We start from the raw sequence: 22,853 nt of genomic DNA on the forward strand, positions 1-22,853 counted from the left end.
TTCATCTTTATAGATTTAATGCGCGAAAACTAACATAGTTTTAAACAATTTACACTGTACGCATGAGTTCTTTTGACTATAAAAGCAACATGATTAATCGTTATTGTTCACATAATTTCAATGTTTTATTCAAATAAAAAAAGCTTGACATTCTTGTTCAGGCTTTCCTAATAAGTATAAATTATGGATTTGCGCTATCAGTACGAATCCATACCTGCGTACGACCTAGTGCAGAGATGCCCATATAGCCTCGCATACGCATACGCTTACCATCTGCACTTAACTGAGCTTTACCTTTGTAAATATTACCAGTTTTAGGCTCTAAGACCCGACCATCAATATACTGATTCGGTTTCTTAGGATCTTCTTTCAAACCCCAAGCGATTTGCAGTCCTAAAATTGGTTTATTTTTAAAAGGTTCAGGACATTTAACACAGTTCGTCAATACTGCTCCACCTGGCACTGGATAGCGATACACAATCGTTCCAGTATATGTATTATCAGGTTTCTTTTTTATTTCGATAATTGAAAGTTGTTCACCAGTTCGATCATCAATACTTTTCCAAAAACCTTCAGGTGTAGCTGGAAAAGTCATCAAACTGCATAAAGCTAATGACATGCCCATGAGTCCTTTCATGAGTGAGTTTTTTTGCATAAATCGCTCCGTAATGCAAAATAGATCCATCTGAGATACATATTTATTATAATGCTGAGTAACAGTCAATCAGACTTAAGCATATTTAATTGCTTAAAATTAGAAGATTTTTCAATAAAATCACATATTGATAAACTAATAAGAACCGATTCACACTTTAATATTGTTCAACAACAGCATTTGAGATTTTATCCAATCGGAATATCTTCAATTTCAAATCAAGACAATTGCCACATATCCAACTCATCTCATCGTTGTAAATCTATTTTAATCTTTACATCATAGAATATGCTCTACATGTATAATTACCGTTTTGAGGTTCAGAGGTAATAATTCAATGGAATTACAGATTCTACAAAAACAGTTAGATGAAAGTAGCCATTGCCCTTTATGCCACGCTTCAATGTATTGGGTTGAAGCTGAACAATATTCACAAGAAATTCAATTTCACGAATGTAGCCATTGCCAACATCGAGTCTTTACAAGTAGCAGTAAGTTAAATTGCCATTGTGACCAATGTACAGCTCAGCGTAAGAAACAAACACAACAAACAAAAATTCAAGAACAGCGTAAATACAAAGTCAAAGACGAAGTCATCTACAGCTTGAATCAGCTCAGCTTTATTCATAAGTTGTTCTTATTAAGTCTACTTGATGGATATGCCCGTGAAGATGTTCAACATGATGAACTCATTCATTGGAAAAATATTAAGTACCATGAGATTACTCCAAACTATTTATTTCAAAATCAAATTGTTAAAGAGCTATTAAATAGTGGAATCTTAAAATCTCCAGATTCAAGTATCGAGACAGAAAGTTTTTACTTAAATATAAGACTTGATGGCTATTCTGATCCAAGTTTATTCAGTGTTGCTCAGCAGCTTCGATATTGGTTTTACGAAAATTTAAGTTTAGGTATTCCATTTAAAACAGTAGATGAAGTAAAAGATGCACTTTATCTTGTTTTATATCAAGAAATTGTCCAGTTTATGCAATTTTACTGTCGTACGTGGGGTATCCAAATTGCAGGTAATCGCTCTTTTCAAAGCTTTTGCTATCGATTAATGGAAAATCTAGCTGTTGGTCAACTCTTTTATTTGATTCAAACTGCATTGGAATATTTGTATAAGCAAAAAGCGCTACAAGTTAAAAATGAAAAGTTTATTAACACCAATCTTTTGAAAAAAACCTTAGAGCAGTATCGAGAACGAGCAACAACTGAGCGTTGGGAAACAAGCACTTTACCAAGGCCTCATAACATTCCGTTGAGTAAAATGAGTGAAGTCTTGTTATTTAAATTTCTTGGTTATGATGAAAGTATTTTTTTCCAACCAATTTGGAAGTCATGGCGTAAGATTGAACCACGTTTAAATTTTTATTCAGTAAAGCGTTGTATGTATTGTGGTTCGAATGATCTTGCGGTTGATTATGATGCAAAAGATTATGTTTCGTTGATTTGTCGCCAGTGTAAACATCAAGACCACTATTTTACACGCTAAAATTTAGCAACTAGTTTCATAAAGTAAGGATTCGATATGTCTTTAAAACAACAGCTTATTGATCAAGTGATTGAGGCTTGGCATTCCTTACAAGACAAAGCCCCACTTGTTCAATGTATCACCAATAGCGTTGCAACGAATTACACTGCGAATATCTTGCTTGCTGCCGGTGCTTCTCCAGCCATGATCGACAATCCTTTTGAAGCTGAAGCATTCACTAAAATTAGTTCCGCGCTTAGTATCAATACTGGGACCCCCACGACGGAACAAACGCAAGCGATGCTCATTTCTGCACGGACAGCACAGCAGCAGCAAACGCCTTGGGTACTTGATCCAGTAGGTTATGGAGCAGTTTTGCGATGGCGTAGCGAGACAGTAGACCAGTTATTAAACTTTAAACCCAATATTATTCGGGCAAATGCTTCTGAAATTAGCACCCTAGCTGGTAATCAAACAGTATCGAAAGGTGTAGACAGCACATTAAACAGCCAAGATGTTTATGAACAATCAAAGAGTTTATTGCAATATTCAGAGTGTATTGCGATTTCTGGTGAATCCGATTTCATCATTTCCAAACAACTAAATACAGTGATTCAAGTGAATGGTGGCTGCTATCTTCAACCTAAAATAACGGCAACAGGATGCGCATTAGGTGCATTGACTGCTGCGTATCACGCTGTTAGCACGCCTATAATTGCTGCACTTGCTTCACATATACATTTTGCTATAGCTGGAAAATTGGCGTATGAACATGCTCAAACTGTGGGTAGTTTCAATGTCGCATTTTTAGATTATGTACATATGTTGGATGATAATTTGATTCGGCAATATGTCGATATTGAACTTCTAAATTAGAATAACGTTATCTATGATGTCATTTGAAAACCAGCTTCAAATGATATCTTTAAAATAGTTATCTTTATCTATATCAATAACTTCAACACAAATTTGTGTTTTAAAATCTGATTCAGATTGTAAATATTTTTTTATTTTAAGTGCCTGTAAAAGTGCTTCACCAAGTTGCTTTTTCTGTTCTGCAGTTCGCCCACTTAACAGATATAACTTGAGATGAATATATGCTTCTAAAGGCAGATTTATTCCAATTAAAAAACTCTGATCTTTGAAAATTCGTGACTTAATGTCCTGTTCGACAAATTGCTTCGAGTCAAGCAATGTTGAATTAATTTGCTCTAATAATTGAAGTTCATCTAAATCAATCAAGTTAGCTGAATAGTTCACTATGATATGAGGCATATGGTCGTCCTATTCTATAAATAACAATGCCAAACGCACCTGATCATAAGCCATTCTCGGACTAGTGGCTTCAACAATCGGGCGTAATTTAATAGAGCCATCATCCGTAAAATGTTCTGGATTTTTACGCTTGCTCAATCGTTTATAGATTTTTCGAACTTCCTCAACAACTTCATCACCAGGATGTGCAACTGAAATATCCAAACCTTGCTCTTTGTGAAGGCGCGATAAATGATTGATGATGGTAGCTGGAGTCAAACCTCTCTCCTGAGCAATATCTTCAATTTCATAACCACCCTCAAACAATGCCTTCGTTTCATCCAAAGTAGCAGCCGCATAACTTTGCTTAGCTCCTTTGCTTAATTTTTTCTCATTTCGACTAATTTCAGTCGGGTTCAAAGTCCCCCCACAGTGTCGAATAAAGGCATTATGTTGAGTTGTCAAATCCATTTGTTCAAAGTTGATTTCCGCCTCACTCGAAAGCTCTTGAAAACGGCGATCAGCTTTTATTGCTAAACTATCCAACTCTAAAGCTTGCTCATTAAATCCAAGAAGTTTTAGACCTGTTAGTGATTTTAAACGCGAAAGCGCGACATACCCCTGACCTTTTTCAAAAGTATGGGTAAGATTGATTTCAGCAGCTTCTAAAGTCATTCCTTGGCTTTTATGAATCGTAATCGCCCATGCTAGACGCAATGGAATTTGTTGAAAGCTTGCAATCACTTTGCCTGCTTCATTTTCAATTGACCATGTTTCTGGCTCAACCAATAATGTTGTTCCATCCGTCAATTTAACTTTTGGCAAGATCCCTTGTGTATCATCTTCCTCGAAGCCAATCACCTCTCCCAAGCTTCCATTGATATATCCCATATCAAAATTGTTTTTTACAAACATAACTTTGGCATGCTTTTTCAAGGTAAGTTCTTCTGGAGCGCGAACAGATGATTTCAAGGTTTCAATCAGTTTTTCATTTCCATCAACAACCGCATTGAATTGATGGCTCTCGTTATCAATTTCATTCAAATGCTGATAATTAATGTTATCAACATCCATATTATGTGTATAAAGTCGTGTAAACGTCTCACCTATATCGTGATGTTTAGACTGCTGCAATGCTGAGATATGGTGATTTTGAATACTTTGAGCACGAATAGCGTTTAAAATTTGGTTAAGAATTTCATCGTCTTGACGATGTTGTTCGGTTAAATAGCAAACTCGAAATTTAGCTTCAACCCATGCATCAGACATAAAGCAAAATTTATCACGGTTGGCTTCACCGTTTCGACCTACGGGTGGTAACTGGAAAAAATCTCCCGCAACAATCACTTGTATGCCACCAAAAGCCTCATCGCTTTCTTTAAAATATTTTAAGACTTGATTAACAAGATTTAGCTGCTTAGCGTGCAGCATTGAAATTTCATCTATGATAAGAACCTGAGCATTTTCTAAATGTTCTTTTAAATACTTACGCTCTTTCATACGCTTAAGATCATCATCACTCAAGCTATCTTTAATTCCAATCCCTGCCCAAGTATGAATAGTCATACCATTCATATGCGTCGCGGCAATTCCAGTAGATGCAGTGATCGCTACTGGAACTTTACGCGCCTTGAGGTACATGATGTATTGATTGAGCGTATAGGTTTTACCTGCACCAGCTGAACCTGTTAGGAAAACATTTTCCCCAGCTTTGAGTATATTCAGTGCAGTTTCTTGTTTCATAATTTCGTCAGTCAAAAACAACAGCACATAGCTTAACGATTTTTTAATAAAAATAAAAATCTAGCTGTTTAGAGAACTGCCAATGTCGCAGATTTGGATTGACAACTTATAGTTTTCATTTAATGTGTTTGCTAATGAATTTTGACTCGATCTATAACAATGAATACTTCAAACCTTCATACATATCAAACAGATATATTAGGTGAGGATTATCAGCAACTGACTTTAAATTTTGCTGATGATTACGATGGCAAAGTCGTGGCAACATTAATTCGAAAAAAAGCCCACAACCCAACAAAAAAAGCTGTTTTGTATATTCATGGTTTTGCTGATTATTTTTTTCAAACCGAAATGGCTGAAAAATTTAATCAACATGGTTATGACTTTTATGCGCTCGACCTAAGAAAATATGGTCGTTCGAAGCTTCCGCATCAGAAATTGTATTATGTACTTGATTTAAGAGAATATGATGCTGAAATCAGTAAAGCACTCGAGATGATCGCTAAAGAAAATCATAATCAAGTTCTATTGGCAGGACATTCAACGGGTGGACTCATCTCAACCTTATATGCTGCGCATTATCCTGATCATCGTTTAATTAAAGCATTATGGGCAAATAGCCCATTTTATGACTTTTATAAAAGTGTGATTGAGAAAAAAGTCGGTATTCCTCTATTAAGTGAAGCAGGTAAACATTTACCCAATGCCAAATTTCCAAGTGGGCTAAACCCTTGGTATACCCCAAGTTTGCATAAAGACTTTTATGGAGAGTGGGATTTCAATTTAGATTGGAAACCTAAATCTATGCCATTTGTACATTTGTGTTTCGTTCACGCGATTCATGAAGCGCAAAAAGAAATTCATCGTGGTGTAAGTTTGAAAATTCCAACGCTGATCATGCATTCCCATCAATCTAAATATCCTAAAAAATGGGGTATAGATGCGCAGCAAAGTGATGTGATTCTTGATGTGAAAGATATGATTCACAATGCTAAGAAAATGAAAGGTGATGTACAAACTTTAGCAATTCATAATGGTTTACATGATCTTGTTCTGTCGGCGCCACCTGTTCGTGAAAACGTTTACCAACAATTGTTCCAATGGTTAGAACAAAAAATTCAATAATCATATTTATATTTGGCTGATTGAATCAGAGCAGTTATGAACTAGTTCTGATTTGGTCAGCTTCAATTTAAAAATGCACCAAATTTTAGCATTTTCTAAAAAAAGCCAAGCCATCAGCGCTAAAAACAAACAAATTCAGCGTATAAAAAATAGCCATAAATTTATAAAAACCCCAAATATTTTACCAAATGGAATAAAAAACACTCTTCTAACCCATCTAACGACATTTTAGGCATCAGTTTTGCACTTCATAAGATGAATAAATCTTCTTGGAGTGTTTTATGAATCACTCAAAATCTCCCTCATTTACTGCAAATGATACGTCTATTAACTCAGATGAATACTTTTCACAACGCCAACTTAAACAAGGATCTGTTGGTTGGGTGTTATTGATTGGGCTCGGTGTAGCTTATGTTATTTCAGGGGATTTCGCTGCTTGGAATTTTGGACTAGCTCAAGGTGGTTGGGGCGGAATGTTTATTGCCACCATTTTAGTTGCGATTATGTATTTGTGCTTATGCCTATCAATGTCAGAAATGTCGACTATGATGCCAACTGCAGGTGGCGGATATAGTTTTGCACGTTTAGCATTTTGACCTTTCGGCGGATACCTGACAGGCACAGCGATATTGATTGAATATGCAATCGCTCCTGCTGCAATTGCTGTGTTTATTGGCGCTTATTGTGAATCATTATTTGGTATCAATGGGTGGATGATTTATCTAGCCTGTTATCTCATTTTTATGGGGATTCATTTAAAGGGTGCTGGTGAAGCGCTAAGTATTATTTTTGCAATCACTTCGATTGCAGTTCTAGCATTGATTGTTTTTATTGCAGCAATGCTGCCACATTTCCAATTTTCTAATCTTTTTAATATATCTACCACTTCAGCAGCAGGTGCAAACGCCTTCTTACCGAATGGCTATATAGGCATATGGGCAGCAGTACCTTTTGCCATCTGGTTTTTTCTCGCCGTTGAAGGTGTCCCTCTAGCAGCTGAAGAAGCAAAAGAACCTCAGAAATCTCTCCCTCGTGGACTAATTGGTGCAATGTTGATCCTGACGACTTTCGCATTACTGATTTTGATCTTAGGTGTTGGTGCCGCAGGTGCAGATACATTAAAAAATTCTGGAGCCCCTTTAGTTGATGCACTCATTACTGTGTATGGTAAGGATTCTTGGTTAGCAACTTTTGTTAATTTCGTTGGTTTAGCTGGACTGATTGCAAGCTTCTTTTCCATTATTTATGCTTATTCTCGCCAATTTTTTGCATTATCACGCGCTGGTTATCTTCCTACATCCTTATCATTGACCAATAAAAACAAAGCGCCTTATTTGGCAATTATTATCCCAGGTATCATCGGTTTCTTCCTGTCATTGACCAAACAAGGTGATACACTGATTTTAAAGGTTGTCTTAGAGAAGGTGGTTATTGGTCACATCAGTTTCATGATTTGCTACAATACAGCTTACTGCGTTCCGATTGGTGTACCAGTTAATATCACAAGCTCAGCTTGTTGAATAAAAATTCAATCAAAATTAATAAAAGAGTTTAATCAAATTTATGAATCTTCAAACTTCATTTCCAAAGACAATTTATGCAATTCAACATCTTGCGTTTGAAGACCTCGGCTCTCTTGAAGATGTATTCTATCAATTAGGTTTTAGAGTAAGGTATTTTGAGGCTGGTGTAGATGATCTAACTCAAGCACTAAACTATGAAGGATTAACGATTATCCTGGGTGGTCCAATTGGCGTATATGAATCAGAAGATTATCCATTTTTAATTCATGAAATCGAAGGACTAAAACAACGCTTAAAAGACAACAAACCTACTATAGGGATTTGTTTAGGCGCGCAATTGATTGCTTATGCTCTAGGTGCAAAAGTTTATGCTGGTCATACTAAAGAGATCGGTTGGGATAAATTAAAAATAAATCAGAAAGAGAATAATCTTTTAAATCCTCTTGAAAATATTCATGTTTTACATTGGCATGGAGATACTTTTGATTTGCCAGACGAAGCTACGCTACTCGCAAGCTCTGAACTTTACCCAAATCAAGCATTCCAAATTGGAAAGAATATTTTGGGATTACAATTTCATATCGAAATTAATAAAGATAATTTCGAACGATGGTTAATCGGTCATACTTGTGAAATAAGACAAACAGGCGTTTCGATTTCACAACTAAGAACAGATAATCAATTATATGCTGATAAGTTAGAACAAAGTTGCTCTATGGTTATTCAGCAATATTTATGTCAAATTTGCTAAATCATGATTACGTTGTGTATTGATTAGATATTAATTTTATCTAACAAATAAGAACTATTATTAATATTAACAATTTAATACACGTAATTATTTAATTCTCATGACAACGATTATTGAAAAATAATTAGTTAGAGTTACAATGATAATTGAAATGTATATTAAAAATTACATTTTTGTCTTATTTTTGTTGTGGTATAGAAATGAACATCCTAAAATTTATTAAAAGCTTTCATACAGTTAACACCTACCTAGCACTTGCTGTGTTTTTATTAGTAACTTTAATAGTTTACTTTTACCACATAAATCCAGGAAATTAAGATTGATTGATATTTTAAGATAGACAACTATCTAGGATATAAAAAAAGGGGGATATTCCCCACTGCTGTCCCACAAATATCACAAGAAGAACCTCAATTGAGGTTCTTCTTGTTTTCGCCATTTTTTATCAGGCACAAAGAGTGACCTTAAAAGTTTCCTTTCAAATAAATTGACCTGAATAATTCTCAGTAAACGCTGAACACTCCATCCTTCTTGTGCCATGTGTTTAGCGAAGTTCACCAGCAAATAGGCAATTAATGCAATCCATATTTGCGTTTGTATCGCATTGCGGCTTCGACCTAGAAATGACTTCAGTTTTAAATTCTGCTTGATGGCTTTAAAGAATAACTCAATCTTCCAGCGGTCTTTATAAATTGCAGCAATGGTGGATGCTGCCAGATGAAAGTTGTTGCTCAGAAATTCGAATGTTCTTTTCTTATCTGTATCATAAAACTCTATACGTCTTAATAATTCAGGTGCGCCTCTTTTCTTGGCATGCGCACTGCTCAATTCAATACATTCATCCGCAATAATCCCTTTAGTCGCTAATACGCTGCGGCTTGATTTAACTTGATAAACTGTCTTTGGGCGTAGCCGGGTTACAAAGCTGACGTTCTGAAGTGTCAACTGAGCAAACCATTGATAATCAACATATCCTTTATCAAAGACGATAATGCTGCCAGCAGGAAATTTAAATGCTCTGCCTTGCACCATATCATTTTCAATACCATCGGAATGGTATTGCTGTGATTTAAGCCAACACTGAGTTTAATACTGGCTTTGGATTCATGTACTTTTGCCCATGCGCACAATGACAGTGAAAGATCAATATGACTGGCATCTAGTGAATACAGTGGATTTTTGAATCTAAATTTATGTGCAGTTTTAGAGTTTTCACAGCGCTGAAGCAGCTGTGTGAACAATTGCTGATACAGGCTGCGGGCTGTTCTTCGTTGAGTCTTGCTAAGGTGCTTCGCGCAATTCTCTTCGCGCCAAGATGATAGAGCTTTTCCTGCTGGGATTCGAGATTGGATTGAATGTCTCTTAAGCTTTGCCGACAAGAAAGTTGGGACATCAATATGGCAACAAACTGATCCCAGCGGGTGGCTGATCTTAATTTTTGCCCAGAGTGGTGCAGTTTAGCCAGACGTTCAAAATCTTGTCTTAGAATGGGTTTGAGTAATTGATGAAATACGGTATTCTGGTGTGACAAAACCTGAGTCCTTTATAGTTAAAGTGTTTGTTTGCACTCATATTTTAACTATTTAGACTCAGGTTTTTTTATTTAAAGCAAACTATGGGACAGCAGTGGGATATTCCCCCTTTTTGCTGTCTTATTTCTTATCGACTTTAAAACTATCTTTCAAATCAAGAATGCGGTTGAATACAGGTTTATCAGCATTATGATCATGCTGATCCGCAACAAAATACCCTTCTCGTTCAAATTGGAAACGATCTTCAGGCTTTGCTTGAGCTAAAGCAGGTTCAATAACAGCTTGCACAACTTTTAATGATTCAGGATTAAGATTTGCTAAGAAGTCATCATCTGCATCAGGTGCCGCTTCAGTAAACAAACGATCATAGATTCGAACTTCTGCAGGTACGCCTTTAGTTGCTGATACCCAATGAATAACCCCCTTAACTTTACGCCCCTCAGGGTTTTTACCTAAAGTTTCAGGATCAATTGAACATTTAAGTTCAATAACTTCACCGTTCGCATCCTTAATCACTTCATCACATTTGATCACATAAGCATGACGTAAGCGTACTTCGCCATCAGGAATTAAACGTTTAAAACCTTTAGGTGGGACTTCTTCAAAATCCTTACGATCAATATAGATTTCACGAGTTAAAGGGATAATTCGCTCACCCATATCTACGTTTGGATGGCGGGCATGCGTTAGATCTAACTCTTCAGCTAAATTCGTCAGAGTCACTTTAAGTGGATTTAGTACAGCCATTCCACGTGCTGCGGTATTTTCTAATGACTGACGAATACAGAATTCAAGCATTGCTACATCAACAATACCATCCGTTTTAGACACACCTACACGCTTACAGAAATCACGTAAACCTTCTGGAGTAAAACCACGACGACGCATACCAACAACAGTAGGCATACGTGGGTCGTCCCACCCATTCACATAACCACCCTCAACCAATTTACGTAGTTTACGTTTAGAGGTGATCGTATAATCCACATTTAGACGCGAAGACTCATACTGACGAGGAACTGCATCAGAGTGAACTTTTTCGATAATCCAGTCATAGAATGGACGATGATCTTGGAACTCTAATGTACATAAAGAATGCGTAATCCCTTCGATAGCATCAGATAATGGATGAGCGTAATCATACATTGGATAAATTTTCCATTTATCCCCTGTTTGATGATGTTCTGAATGTAATACACGGTAAAGGATCGGATCACGCATGTGAACATTTGGGCTAGCCATATCAATTTTGGCACGTAAAACAGCACCACCTTCCTGAATTTCACCGTTACGCATTTGTTCAAAACGCGCTAAGTTTTCTTCTACGGTCGCATCACGATAAGGTGAGTTCTTACCTGGCTCTACAAAGTTACCGCGATTAAGTCTAATTTCTTCAGGTGTTTGCAGATCGACATAAGCATCGCCTTGCTTAATGAACTGAACCGCCCATGTATAAAGTTGATCAAAATAGCCAGAAGCATAACGAGGTTCACCATTCCAGTCGAAACCGAGCCATTTCACATCATTGGCGATACCATCTACATACTCTTGATCTTCGGCATCAGGATTTGTATCGTCAAAACGCAGATTACATAAGCCGTCAAATTCCTCGGCAATACCGAAATTTAGACAAATCGCTTTCACGTGACCGATGTGTAAATAACCATTTGGTTCAGGTGGAAAACGTGTCACAACTTTCTGAGTACGACCTTCTTTTAAATCATCCGTGATTACTTGGCGAATGAAATCTAAGCCTGCCTGTTGTTCTTGCTGCGCAGCATCGACAGAGGCATGAGTATTCGTCGGGGTCTTTGGCAGTTCTGAAACAACATCATTTGGCTTCATAAGGTGTAAATCACTTCTTGCTTGTTAAAAAATAGAAAATTAAAACGCAAACTTTGGTTTTTATCAAAGATTTTAACGTTTTTTACTTGCCTTGTAGTTTACAGTTTGCTTATGCTTCTCTCAACCAAAAACCCATGGTCAATTTGCCCATGTTTAGGAGATTAATGTAATGAGTTTTCCTCAAGTCGAATTAAACACCAACAAAGGTCGTATTGTTCTTGAGCTTAACGCTGAAAAAGCACCAAAAACGGTTGCAAATTTCTTAGAATATGTACGTGACGGTTTCTATGACGGCGTAATTTTCCACCGTGTGATTGATGGTTTCATGATCCAAGGCGGTGGCATGGACGAAAACTTCAAAGAAAAAGCTACTCGTGATTCTATCGAAAATGAAGCTGACAACGGCTTAAGCAACGATGAAGGCACAATTGCTATGGCACGTACGCAAGCTCCTCATTCTGCGTCAGCTCAATTCTTTATCAACGTAAAAAATAACTCTTTCTTAAACCACACTGGTAAAACAGCACAAGGTTGGGGTTACGCAGTATTTGGTAAAGTTGTAGAAGGTATGGATGTTGTAGCTACAATTAAAGGTGTGCGTACTGGTAACCGTGGTTACCATGCTGATGTTCCTTTAGAGAATGTAGTTATCGAATCTGCTAAAATTATCTCTGAATAATTTTATCCAACAGGATTCTTTGTGACTTATCTGTTTATTTCAGATTTACACTTGTCACCTGATCACCCTCGACTCGTTCGAGGGTTTTTGGCTTTATTAAAAGAATATAAAAATAAAAACACTCAACTCTATATTTTAGGTGATTGGTTTAATGCTTGGATTGGTGATGATTATAGTGCCCCATGGCTAGATGAAATTATTACAGCCTTACAAGAATTTACAGCTGCGAATAATCATGTTTATTTCCAAGTTGGAAATCGAGATTTTGTTTTGGGTAAGAAGTTTTTAGCATTATTTAATGCTACGCTTTTACCTGATGTTTATATTCTAGAAATTAATCATAGGAAGTTTCGCCTCGAACATGGCGATGCTTTATGTACCGATGATGTTGCTTATCAACGTTTTCGCAAAGTGATACGTAATCCAGTCTTATTGGGCATTCTAAAACGCACACCTTTAAATTTTAGACAAAAACTTGCCAATGGTTTTCGTAAAAAAAGTAGTGAAACTAAACAACTAAAAAATTATGACATTATGGATGTGAATCTACATGCCGTTGAAAATGCAATTCATCAAGTAGATTTCTTAATCCACGGTCATACCCATCGCCCTGAAATTCACGAAGTTTTCAATAAAAAGCGTATTGTCCTTGGTGATTGGCGTGAAGATACGGCTTGGATACTTGAGATAAATGAGCAAGAAAACTTTAAGCTCGATTTCAAAAAATGGTCATATTAATCGAGTAAATACGTAGAATATTTTTGACTAACTTATTCACCGTTCGTAAAACTTAAATCTCTATAAAAAATCACATTTAGCTACTTTCGATGTAATTAATATCAAGTAAAATCATTAAAATTTCTAATTGAGTGAAAGACGGATGGATGTTCTAGTTACTGCCAAAACACGCTATGCAACAAAGGCATATGATGCAGAGAAAAAAATTCCACAACAACAATTTGAAAAACTACTCGAAGTTCTACGTTTCAGCCCTTCTTCAGTAAATATTCAGCCTTGGCACTTTTTAATTGCTGAAACCGATGAGGCAAAACAAAGAATTGCGAAGGCCCTAACTGGTAATTACATTTATAATTCAGCAAAAGTTTTAAATTCTTCGCATACTCTTGTATTTTGTACCCGTACTGATATCAGCGCTGAATACTTAGAACAATTACTACAACAAGATGAACTAAATGGTCGCTTCAAAGATGAAACCGCAAAACAAGGGCAACGAGATACTCGTAAAGGCTATGTTGAGTTTTATCGCAATGAACTTAAAAATCTCTCTGCTTGGATGGAAAATCAAACTTATCTTGCACTTGGGCAACTACTATTCGCTGCAGGATTAGAAGGAATTGATGCAACCCCAATGGAAGGCTTTGATCGAGATACTATCAATCAAGAATTTGGATTAGCTGAAAAAGGTTTAAAGGCATCCGTTGTTGTTTCTCTAGGTTATCGTAGTGAAAATGACTTTAATGCAAAATTGCCTAAATCTCGACTGCCAGATCAAGTCGTATTCACTCGCTTATAATTTTTATTTAAGGGAGTCAAAGCTCCCTTAATTCATCATTGATTTAGCTAAACACAGCACTGCAAATATTCCAGCAAATAAACCAATCCATGTGTAAGTAGTTAGTTTTTCTTTAAAGAACACTACGCCACTAACTACACCTAACATTACGACAAGAATATTCATTCCAGCAAATACGATTGCAGGTGACTCTTTAAAAATCATATGTGCTTTTACATACAAGGCAATATTCGCGAAATTTATCCCACCAAGAAGTAGACCCATAAATATATTTTTAGGTTGCCAATTTGGTTGCGCAAATGCGAGATAGCCTATTGATAAAATAAATGCAGCTATAAATGTTAAATTTAATGTCACTGCAAACTGCAGTCCTAAAGTACTGCTATATTTAAGCAATACATCAATTGCAGCATATCCAGCCCAAACACTTAACAGGAAAAGCGCTGATCTAACACTGGTGCCTTTAAGCGATTTCTCAGTCGCCTGTCCAAGAACAATAGCGAAGACTGCGATTATTCCAACACCGACACCAATTAATTTTAACTGGCTAAATTGTTCTGAAAATATAAAGTAGGCCGCAAGTAAAGAAAGTACAACTGATAATCTTTGGGCTATTTCAGTTTTAAGAATTCCAGCAAATTGCAATGATTTAGCTAAGCATAAGAAAATGCTAGGGAGTAAAATAGCTAAAAGAAAAATAAGCCACCAAGGAGTATTCTGAATTGAGATATGCGTGATGTCAGTTTTAAACCAATAAAAACACAAGATGCTTGCACTCAAATAGTTCCATGCGATCATTTGAAAGACATCAAACCCTTTTGTTTTTAAAAACTTTAATAAAATCGATACCAGTACACTGCAACACGCAGCAGCAATAATCATTTCCATAATATTTATTCTGACTTTTTAAACACAAAAAAATACCAGTCTGAAATTAGACTGGCATTTTCTTAACGATCATTATCAATTAACGATTATTTTCGTCTTCTTGACCATCTTCGAATTTAGTTTCGCTGTCGAAGCCACCTTGATGACCACCGAACCCACCTTGACTACCAAAGCCGCCTTGACCACCAAAGCCGCCTTGACCACCGAAGCCACCTTGACCACCGAAGCCACCTTGACCGCCGAAGCCGCCACCTTGACCACCGAAGCCACCTTGACCGCCGAAGCCGCCACCTTGACCACCGAAGCCACCAGCAGCACCTTGACCACCGAAGCCACCAGCAGCACCTTGAGCTGGGAAGCCACCAGTACCTTGAGCACCAGCTGGACGAGGGTTACGCGCAGGAACAACTGTAGAAATAGCGTGTTTGTAAACCATTTGGCTTACAGTGTTCTTTAACAAAACAACATATTGGTCAAAAGACTCAATATGCCCCTGCAATTTAATACCGTTCACAAGGAAAATAGAAACTGGAATACGTTCTTTACGGAGAGAATTTAAGAACGGATCTTGTAAAGTTTGACCTTTAGACATTTTTAACTCCAAAAAAAATTTTAAATCAGCGCAAAAAAACTATCTTTATTTTTCAACTAAAAATTATAAAAAGACAGCCTGCGAATTTTGCTTTATCCAAAGAAGTTTCGCAAGTCTTCTTTCGCCTGCTTTATCGTCGCGTAAGTTTTAAAATCGTGTATTTCTTGCAAAGAACGTAACCAAGTGTATTGACGTTTGGCAAGTTGCCGTGTCGCAAATAGCGCTTTGTTCTCCATTTCTACTTTATTTTTGAGACTTAAGTCACTTTTTAATAAAAAATCTAAAGCTTGACGATAACCAACAGACCGCATGGATGGTAAATTGTCATTTAAATCGTATTTAACAATTAGCTCCTCCACTTCATTCAAAAAACCAATATCCCACATTTTGCTCAATCTTTGCTCAATGCGTTTATGTAATTCTAACCGATCAGGCATCAAAGCGTAGTTATGAAAAGTGTAACGGTATGGTTGATTTTTAGGTTGTTCTGCTTGTAGTTTTGTTATCGGCTCGCCAGTTAATCTATACACCTCGAGCGCACGAATAATGCGTTGTTTATCCGAGACTTTAAATTTCTGCCCTGCAATTGGATCAACCGCTACTAATTCATCATAAACTGCTTGCCAACCTTCTTGTTCTGCTTTTGCTACGATTTCTTCCCGCGTTTTCGCATCTGCATTAGGTAAGTTATCTGCAAGCCCTTCTAGCAATGCTTTGAAATAAAGCATTGTGCCCCCCACTAAAATCGGGGTCTTGCCTCTCGTATGCATATCATCAATCAGCGGACATACATCCTCGACGAATTGCGCTGCAGAATAAACTTCTAATGGTGTAATAATATCAACTAAATGATGAGGATATTGTTGCTGCTCTTCTTTAGTTGGTTTTGCAGTACCAATATCCATGTCTTTATAAACTAAAGCTGAATCGACTGAAATAAGTTCAAAATTTCCACGCTCATAAAGTTCACATGCCAATGCTGTTTTACCACTTGCGGTAGGCCCCATTAAATTGATGACGGGCAATTGATTTGACATGTAGAACTACTCTCCTCGAGCAAATAATTTATCTAGTTGGTGAAGTGGGAATGCACGCCACGTTGGACGGCCATGGTTGCATTGACTCGCAAATTCAGTTAGTTCCATTTGACGTAATAAGGCATTCATCTCTGATAAACTCAATTGACGATGTGCACGAACAGCACCATGACATGCCATTCCTGCTAAAAGTTCATCACGTTTTTGCAATAAGCCTCTTGCTTCATCATTTGGATCAAGATCATTTAACAGCTCTGGAATCAGACGATCAAAGTCAGCTTTTTGTAAAATGGCAGGTACACCACGCACAATTACTTGCTCATCACCATATTGGTTGATTTCTAAACCCAAACGCTGTAATTGAGGTTGTAATTCTTCAATTCGCACGGCTTGCATACGGGTTATAGAAACAACTTTTGGAATTAAGAGTTGCTGTGATGTCCAAAATTCAGGTTTATCCCATGCTGATTTCATTTGTTGCAGCAAAATACGTTCATGCGCGGCATGCATATCAACAATAATTAAACCCTCAGTATTCTGAGCTAATATATAGATTCCATGAAGCTGTGCAATTGCGATACCGAGTGGAAATTCGTCTACTCGAGTTTTAAATCCCTCTAGGTCACCATTTTTCACAGATGAAGTATCTTCATGCTCAAATGATGTTTTCTCATCTCGTAAAGGAGCGAGATAAGTTTTTAGTGCATTATTGAGTTGAACTGAGCCATTGTAACGAGGTTCTTGCGGTACTGAATTATATTGCACAGCTTGTGGACGACTTTGATTAAACTCTGTAAGTAAATCAGTTGAAATCTGATTTTGATCATTTATTGAGGATTCAGTTTCAACATGATTACGATGTAAATTAAATTGTTCTTGGTACTTAGGTTGCGATTGATAATTAAAATTTGTTGTGGATTCTTCCACTTTCATCGCTTGGGCTAAATCAGCACTTGCAGTTTGAAATTGTGACAAGGTTTCTTTTGCATAGTGTCGCACAAACTCGTGAACTTCACGCTGATTCAAAAACCGTATTTCGTGCTTCGTTGGATGTACATTTACATCAATATTTTCTGGATCAACTTCTAAAAAAAGTAAGTACGAAGAATGCTGATGACCATGCAAAATCCCGTCATAAGCCATTCTTAAAGCATGTGAAATTGTTTTATCTTTTACAATACGACCATTTACATACACATATTGCAAGTCTGCTTGAGCACGTGCATCAGATGGATGACCTAACCAACCTGACAAACGCATATTGATACTTTCAGCATCTATCCAATACGCATTTTGAATGAATTGTTGACCTAATAGTTGTTGAACACGTTGATAGCGTAACTCTCCACTATCTGCGACGGGTAAATTCAGGCGAATATTGTCGTTGTGTTCTAAAACAAAACGAATATCAAAATGAGTCAAAGCCAAACGGCGAACTATTTCTTCAATATGACCAAATTCAGTACTAGGTTTCTTTAAAAACTTACGGCGCGCAGGTACATTAAAAAATAAATCTTGCACACGAATATGTGTTCCTTTCTGTGCAGCGACAGCTTGAACTTGTTGATGATCAAACGCAGTGCCATTCACTTCGACCTGATAGCCAATTCCTTGATCATCTTGACTACTGGTTAATGTTAAACGTGACACCGCAGCAATCGATGCGAGCGCCTCCCCGCGAAAACCTAAACTGACAATTGCATGAAGATCTTCAGAAGTTTTAATTTTACTCGTAGCATGGCGCATTACAGCCAAAGGTAAATCATCTGAATGAATACCATGACCATTATCTATGATTTCTATCAGTGTTGAACCACCTTGAGCTACGCGAATAATCAACTCATTCGCACCAGCATCAATTGAGTTTTCTAATAATTCTTTTACTACAGATGAAGGACGCTCAATTACCTCACCTGCCGCAATTTGGTTCGCTAGTGCGGCATCAAGAGTATGAATACGACGTATTGAATCATGCACCATGCAATTGTTCCTGCAAAGTATCGGCTAGCTGCTGTGAATTTACATCTAATGTCACAAAACGAGTTAACTCATCATCTGATTTTTGTATATCAATAACAACATCAGCTTGTGGAATTTCATCACCACCTTTTGATGGCCATTCAAATAAAAATAATCCATTTGGCGTTTCAAGATAATCTCTAATACCCATTAACTCCAATTCATATGGATCATCTAATCGGTATAAATCAAAATGGAAAACTTCTTGACCATTGATGGTATAAGGCTCAACCAATGTATATGTCGGACTTTTTACAGAACCTTGATGCCCCAAACTCTGAAGAAAATAGCGTGTGAAAGTCGTTTTACCAGCACCTAAATCACCAATCAAATAAATAATGCCTGAACGAATCTGCTGAGATAAGACTTGTGCAAAACGTTGAGTGTCTTGTTCATGATTTAGGGTAAATTTCACTGAATACGACATGGCAAATAAAACAAAATTGGGATGGTAGCTATGATAACATTGCCCTGCTTTAAAGCCTAATCCGTAAAGAAAAGCTGCTACATTTTAATGCAATTATGATCTCAAAAATTAAAGGATCAATATGTCTTCTGAAGCTTTATTAATTGACTGTGCATGCCACGGTCAAAACTATGCTGCTGTCATATGTGGGCATTTAGTTCAAAATCATGGACATCCATTAGGATTTATTGAAAACGTTTCAGATCGAACCAATCCTCAAGGTTGGTGTTTAGCATGTGAATATGTTTTTACACAAGAACAAGAAATGACTGATGTATTTCGTAATTTCAACCAAATGGCAGTAGTGTGTATTGAATGCTATGACAGCATTAAAAATAAACACAATATCTACCCATATCCTTCAGTTTAAATTACCTACTTTAATATCTTATGATGAAAGCAGCAAAATCACTATTTACTCCTCCGTTAATAAATGGTGTTAGTGCCAGTAAAGTCTTTCTACCCAATGATGTCTCTGAATTGACTATTTTTGAATACTTATGTGTTCAATTCCCTCATATACAAGCAATAGAGTGGCAACAACGCTTTGAGGATGGATTAATTTATGCCTCAGACGGTATGAAATTAAGTATTCGAGATAGGTATACGCCCAATACTTTTATTTTCTATTATCGTTTTCTGGCGCATGAAATACATGTGCCATTTGAGCATCAAATTCTATTTGAAGATGAACATTTGCTTGTCGTAGATAAACCACATTTCCTGACGATGTCTCCAACAGGTCAATACGTTCAAGAAACATTATTGGTAAGACTAAAAAAACAAACGGGATATGCTGAACTAACACCAATACATCGACTTGATCGTGAAACTGCAGGCGTAGTGCTTTTCTGTAAGAAAGCAGAATCACGCGGAATCTATCAGCAACTTTTTGCCGAACGAAAAGTACAAAAAACTTATCATGCTATCGCTGCATATCGACCAGAAATCAAATTTCCAATGTCTTTGGAATTACACATGGAAAAAGGTCATCCCTTCTATACCATGCGAGTGAACTATGACAAAACAGCAAATACTGAAACATTTATAGAATTACTTGAACACAATTTCCAACATGCTAAATATCAACTTTCACCCAAAACTGGAAAACAACACCAACTTCGGGTGCATCTCAACCATCTAAATATTCCTATTCTAAATGATCCTTTTTATCCAACCGTGCTACACAAAGCAGACGATGACTTTAATCATCCACTTCAACTGTTAGCAAAAGAAATTAGTTTTATTGATCCGATCAGTAATTTACAAAGAATTTTTAGATCCAACCATGAATTGACATTGTAAGTATGACGTAATGACAAAAAAAGCATTATTTCAACTCAAAACGATTGAAATTAGCTTTTGATCGTTTAAAATACCTAGCGATAATTAAAAAATATTTGGTCATATTTTTCATGAGAAAAACAGAAGTTTATCAGGTTCGTCTTGATTCACAGGAAAAGAAACAAGCTTTTGCTGTTTTTAAGCAGTTAGGTATCTCCCCTGCTCAAGCAGTTCGACTTTTCTTCAAACAAGTAGTTTTGACAAAATCTATCCCGTTTGCGATTGAAAACCAAAACATCAACATGGAACAGTTACTGAAATTAAGAAAATCAAAAAATGCTACAACCGCTGATCATTCAACATCTACAGACATAGAAGATGACCATGAAGATTTGTTTGAAGAACTAAATGCTTTGCTTGGTGAAAGTGACAAAAGTTAACAATGTTGCATTTTTAAACAAGTTTTTAATTTTTAAGCTGAATCTTTTTAGATATTCTGACAATCCAAATAAAATTATAACTCATGGATTTAGGAATGATTGTCAAGAGAGCAACACGTGAAGACCTAGAGCAACTTGCTGTTTTATTTGATGAATATCGTCAATTTTATGGTGCCTCTGCAAACATTAAGCAATCCTACCAATTTTTGAAGCACCGATTTGACAATAAGGAAAGTGTTATCTTTATTCACGTAAAAGATAATGTCTTTACAGGATTTGTCTTACTTTATCTTGCGTTCTCATCAGTTGCTTGTGAAACCTACTATATTTTGGATGATGTCTATGTAACCCCATCCTACCGTAAACAAGGTTCAGCAAAACAACTCATCGACACCGCTATTTTATTTGCAAGACACGAAAATGCTTTACGCATTAGTTTAGAAACCCAAAAAAACAATATTGAATCTCATCGACTTTATGAGCAAATGGGTTTTATGCGGGATGATGAATTCAATACCTTTCATTGCTTCCTCAAATAATTACTTTTCCAGTGCAATATTATGACTAAGCTGTTTTTGTGTAGCAGATAAATACAGCCACTCACCCTCTGGAATTTTTGGCAATTCTAATAAACCAACTTGATGACGATGTAAATCTTCCACCTTATTCCCAACTGCAGCTAACATTCGCTTAACTTGATGATAGACGCCTTGGTGAATCGTCATAGAAAGCTGATGTTCAGAAAATAAATGAACATCCGTAGCAGCGTAAATTCCTTTTTCATTTCTCAGCTCAACACCTTGTTCTAAAGCCTGTTTTTGCTCTTGTGTAATAGGGTCTGCTGTTGTGACATGATAAACTTTTGGAACATGTTTACGCGGATTGGTCAAAGCTTGCAAATATTGACCATCATCAGTTAATAATAATAATCCTGTTGTATCCTGATCTAACCGCCCAACACATTGAATACCACGATGTAGAAGAATTTCGGGAAATAAACTGAATACGCTTTTATGATGCGTTGCTTGGTGAGAACACTCATAACCTTTAGGTTTATTTAACACGATATAAACATTCTCGCGAAATAAATACTCTTCGCCAAAAACTTCAAAACTTAAATGTTCTGTTGGGAAATTTTGCTTCGGATTATCACAAATTTGGTTTTCAATCGTCACTGAACCATTTTTGATAATTTGTTGACAGTATTTTCGAGAACCAAACCCTTGCGATTGCAAAATTTTTTCCAACAACATCTTTTAAATCCGATCAAAAACTCCGTTTATTGTACTCTATTCCTTAACCATACTGCTGTATGTTGAACTGTATGTATATCCAATATAGGCAATCTTCACAATTTCTCCATTTGTAATACAAGCAATACAAAACCCTTCTAAAAGAATCAAACTTTGAGGCTTGCACTCCATATTTTGGCTCAAAATTCTTGTTACATTTGTTTCAAGCAAAAAATATTGTCCAAAAAAATGGACAAGGAGTTTCAATATGAAATCTAAAATTTGGTTATACAGTACTATTATTGCAACCTCATCTATGCTGTCTGTTGCTCATGCGGATAATTCAACTCGTGTTGCCGCGACTTCAGCATTGGGTAGTGTTGTTGGAACTGCAATCGGTCAACAACTCGGTGGTAATACTGGAGCTATGATTGGTTCAGCGATTGGTGGTGCAGGTGGTGCAGCCGCGTCAAGTAATAAACGCGATCGAACTGAAGCTGCTATTGGTGGAGGATTAGGTGGTGTCGGTGGTTATACTGTAGGACGTAATGTAGCAGGAACCAATGGCGGTTATGTAGGTGCTGCTCTGGGTGCTGCAGGTGGTGCTGTTTTAGGTCAAAAAGTAGGTCAAGATCGTGATCTAGACAATCGAAGATATGATGACCGCTATGAAAATCGTCGCTCATACGATGATAGACGTTATTACAACTCTCGTTACAAATACCGTCACGACAATGGTTTACATCGTGGTTGGTACAAAAATCGTTGATTTTAAAT

At 36.7% G+C, this 22,853-nt stretch carries 22 protein-coding genes and 2 pseudogenes; 13 read left to right on the forward strand and 11 right to left on the reverse strand.

Going from position 1 to position 22,853, the window contains the following annotated elements; all coding sequences use genetic code 11:
* Nucleotides 1–181: 181 nt before the first annotated feature.
* On the reverse strand, nt 182–655 hold the full coding sequence (locus Q9Q86_RS07125) for a DUF2147 domain-containing protein (RefSeq protein ID WP_112987565.1): 474 nt from the start codon (nt 653–655) through the stop codon (nt 182–184).
* A gap of 337 nt (nt 656–992) precedes the next feature.
* Here Q9Q86_RS07125 and Q9Q86_RS07130 point away from each other — a divergent pair, with 337 nt between their 5' ends.
* Complete coding sequence (locus tag Q9Q86_RS07130) at nt 993–2,153, forward strand: hypothetical protein (RefSeq protein WP_112987566.1); 1,161 nt, start codon at nt 993–995, stop codon at nt 2,151–2,153.
* A gap of 36 nt (nt 2,154–2,189) precedes the next feature.
* Nucleotides 2,190–3,008 (forward strand): hydroxyethylthiazole kinase, encoded by an 819-nt coding sequence (thiM, locus tag Q9Q86_RS07135; protein ID WP_112987567.1) that lies wholly within the window; start codon nt 2,190–2,192, stop codon nt 3,006–3,008.
* Between the two features lie 36 nt (nt 3,009–3,044).
* Here thiM and Q9Q86_RS07140 read toward each other — a convergent pair whose 3' ends face one another.
* Together Q9Q86_RS07140 and Q9Q86_RS07145 are read right to left on the reverse strand one after the other, a co-directional pair.
* A complete protein-coding gene (locus Q9Q86_RS07140) occupies nt 3,045–3,407 on the reverse strand; it encodes a 5-carboxymethyl-2-hydroxymuconate Delta-isomerase (RefSeq protein ID WP_112987568.1) in 363 nt (120 codons plus the stop codon).
* A 9-nt stretch (nt 3,408–3,416) separates the two neighbouring features.
* Entirely contained in the window at nt 3,417–5,129 is a 1,713-nt protein-coding gene (locus Q9Q86_RS07145; RefSeq protein ID WP_112987569.1) for an AAA family ATPase, read from the reverse strand.
* A 159-nt stretch (nt 5,130–5,288) separates the two neighbouring features.
* Between Q9Q86_RS07145 and Q9Q86_RS07150 the strand changes: the two genes are divergently transcribed.
* The 3 genes and pseudogenes from Q9Q86_RS07150 (at nt 5,289) to Q9Q86_RS07160 (ending at nt 8,528) form a co-directional block, all read left to right on the forward strand.
* Nucleotides 5,289–6,254 (forward strand): alpha/beta hydrolase, encoded by a 966-nt coding sequence (locus Q9Q86_RS07150; RefSeq protein WP_004962832.1) that lies wholly within the window; start codon nt 5,289–5,291, stop codon nt 6,252–6,254.
* A 281-nt stretch (nt 6,255–6,535) separates the two neighbouring features.
* Nucleotides 6,536–7,669 (forward strand): annotated as a pseudogene (gene eat / locus Q9Q86_RS07155) (ethanolamine permease); the annotation flags it as partial.
* A 148-nt stretch (nt 7,670–7,817) separates the two neighbouring features.
* Nucleotides 7,818–8,528 carry a glutamine amidotransferase gene (locus Q9Q86_RS07160; RefSeq protein WP_099948857.1) on the forward strand — a complete coding sequence of 237 codons (711 nt, stop codon included), beginning with the start codon at nt 7,818–7,820 and terminating at the stop codon, nt 8,526–8,528.
* A gap of 396 nt (nt 8,529–8,924) precedes the next feature.
* On the opposite strand, the pseudogene Q9Q86_RS07165 reads toward Q9Q86_RS07160, so the two are convergent.
* Together Q9Q86_RS07165 and Q9Q86_RS07170 are read right to left on the reverse strand one after the other, a co-directional pair.
* Nucleotides 8,925–10,059: pseudogene (locus Q9Q86_RS07165) on the reverse strand (IS4 family transposase).
* 121 nt (nt 10,060–10,180) lie between these two features.
* On the reverse strand, nt 10,181–11,905 hold the full coding sequence (locus Q9Q86_RS07170; RefSeq protein WP_112987635.1) for a glutamine--tRNA ligase/YqeY domain fusion protein: 1,725 nt from the start codon (nt 11,903–11,905) through the stop codon (nt 10,181–10,183).
* A gap of 169 nt (nt 11,906–12,074) precedes the next feature.
* Between Q9Q86_RS07170 and Q9Q86_RS07175 the strand changes: the two genes are divergently transcribed.
* The 3 genes from Q9Q86_RS07175 (at nt 12,075) to Q9Q86_RS07185 (ending at nt 14,118) form a co-directional block, all read left to right on the forward strand.
* Complete coding sequence (locus tag Q9Q86_RS07175) at nt 12,075–12,584, forward strand: peptidylprolyl isomerase (RefSeq protein WP_004912121.1); 510 nt, start codon at nt 12,075–12,077, stop codon at nt 12,582–12,584.
* 21 nt (nt 12,585–12,605) lie between these two features.
* Nucleotides 12,606–13,322, forward strand: a complete 717-nt coding sequence (locus tag Q9Q86_RS07180) for a UDP-2,3-diacylglucosamine diphosphatase (RefSeq protein WP_112987634.1) — start codon at nt 12,606–12,608, stop codon at nt 13,320–13,322.
* A gap of 142 nt (nt 13,323–13,464) precedes the next feature.
* Complete coding sequence (locus Q9Q86_RS07185; protein WP_004955032.1) at nt 13,465–14,118, forward strand: oxygen-insensitive NAD(P)H-dependent nitroreductase NfsB; 654 nt, start codon at nt 13,465–13,467, stop codon at nt 14,116–14,118.
* Between the two features lie 27 nt (nt 14,119–14,145).
* Here Q9Q86_RS07185 and Q9Q86_RS07190 read toward each other — a convergent pair whose 3' ends face one another.
* The 5 genes from Q9Q86_RS07190 to tsaE all read right to left on the reverse strand — a co-directional run bounded on the left by Q9Q86_RS07190 (nt 14,146) and on the right by tsaE (nt 19,081).
* Nucleotides 14,146–15,006 (reverse strand): DMT family transporter, encoded by an 861-nt coding sequence (locus Q9Q86_RS07190; protein WP_112987633.1) that lies wholly within the window; start codon nt 15,004–15,006, stop codon nt 14,146–14,148.
* A gap of 79 nt (nt 15,007–15,085) precedes the next feature.
* Entirely contained in the window at nt 15,086–15,598 is a 513-nt protein-coding gene (gene hfq, locus Q9Q86_RS07195; RefSeq protein WP_004955041.1) for an RNA chaperone Hfq, read from the reverse strand.
* Nucleotides 15,599–15,690: 92 nt separating this feature from the next.
* Nucleotides 15,691–16,635 (reverse strand): tRNA (adenosine(37)-N6)-dimethylallyltransferase MiaA, encoded by a 945-nt coding sequence (miaA, locus tag Q9Q86_RS07200; protein WP_112986841.1) that lies wholly within the window; start codon nt 16,633–16,635, stop codon nt 15,691–15,693.
* 6 nt (nt 16,636–16,641) lie between these two features.
* Complete coding sequence (gene mutL / locus Q9Q86_RS07205) at nt 16,642–18,615, reverse strand: DNA mismatch repair endonuclease MutL (RefSeq protein ID WP_112986842.1); 1,974 nt, start codon at nt 18,613–18,615, stop codon at nt 16,642–16,644.
* Nucleotides 18,605–19,081, reverse strand: coding sequence for a tRNA (adenosine(37)-N6)-threonylcarbamoyltransferase complex ATPase subunit type 1 TsaE (tsaE, locus tag Q9Q86_RS07210; protein ID WP_004912134.1), 477 nt, complete (start codon nt 19,079–19,081; stop codon nt 18,605–18,607). The genes mutL and tsaE overlap by 11 nt, the downstream gene beginning before the upstream one ends.
* Nucleotides 19,082–19,202: 121 nt before the next feature.
* Between tsaE and Q9Q86_RS07215 the strand changes: the two genes are divergently transcribed.
* The 4 genes from Q9Q86_RS07215 to Q9Q86_RS07230 all read left to right on the forward strand — a co-directional run bounded on the left by Q9Q86_RS07215 (nt 19,203) and on the right by Q9Q86_RS07230 (nt 21,383).
* Nucleotides 19,203–19,490 (forward strand): hypothetical protein, encoded by a 288-nt coding sequence (locus tag Q9Q86_RS07215; RefSeq protein ID WP_075696652.1) that lies wholly within the window; start codon nt 19,203–19,205, stop codon nt 19,488–19,490.
* Nucleotides 19,491–19,510: 20 nt separating this feature from the next.
* A complete protein-coding gene (locus tag Q9Q86_RS07220) occupies nt 19,511–20,425 on the forward strand; it encodes a pseudouridine synthase (protein WP_112986843.1) in 915 nt (304 codons plus the stop codon).
* A gap of 110 nt (nt 20,426–20,535) precedes the next feature.
* The gene (locus tag Q9Q86_RS07225) at nt 20,536–20,844 is read left to right on the forward strand and encodes a type II toxin-antitoxin system RelB/DinJ family antitoxin (RefSeq protein WP_004912139.1); all 309 of its coding nucleotides are present in this window, start codon (nt 20,536–20,538) and stop codon (nt 20,842–20,844) included.
* A gap of 95 nt (nt 20,845–20,939) precedes the next feature.
* The gene (locus Q9Q86_RS07230) at nt 20,940–21,383 is read left to right on the forward strand and encodes a GNAT family N-acetyltransferase (protein ID WP_004912141.1); all 444 of its coding nucleotides are present in this window, start codon (nt 20,940–20,942) and stop codon (nt 21,381–21,383) included.
* On the opposite strand, the gene Q9Q86_RS07235 is transcribed toward Q9Q86_RS07230, so the two are convergent.
* Entirely contained in the window at nt 21,384–22,097 is a 714-nt protein-coding gene (locus Q9Q86_RS07235; RefSeq protein ID WP_112986844.1) for a pseudouridine synthase, read from the reverse strand.
* Nucleotides 22,098–22,344: 247 nt separating this feature from the next.
* Here Q9Q86_RS07235 and Q9Q86_RS07240 point away from each other — a divergent pair, with 247 nt between their 5' ends.
* Nucleotides 22,345–22,845, forward strand: a complete 501-nt coding sequence (locus tag Q9Q86_RS07240) for a hypothetical protein (RefSeq protein WP_004955072.1) — start codon at nt 22,345–22,347, stop codon at nt 22,843–22,845.
* The last annotated feature ends 8 nt before the right edge of the window (nt 22,846–22,853 follow it).

Origin of the sequence: Acinetobacter sp. A22 (assembly GCF_030913345.1) — a bacterium.
Lineage (GTDB): Bacteria > Pseudomonadota > Gammaproteobacteria > Pseudomonadales > Moraxellaceae > Acinetobacter > Acinetobacter junii.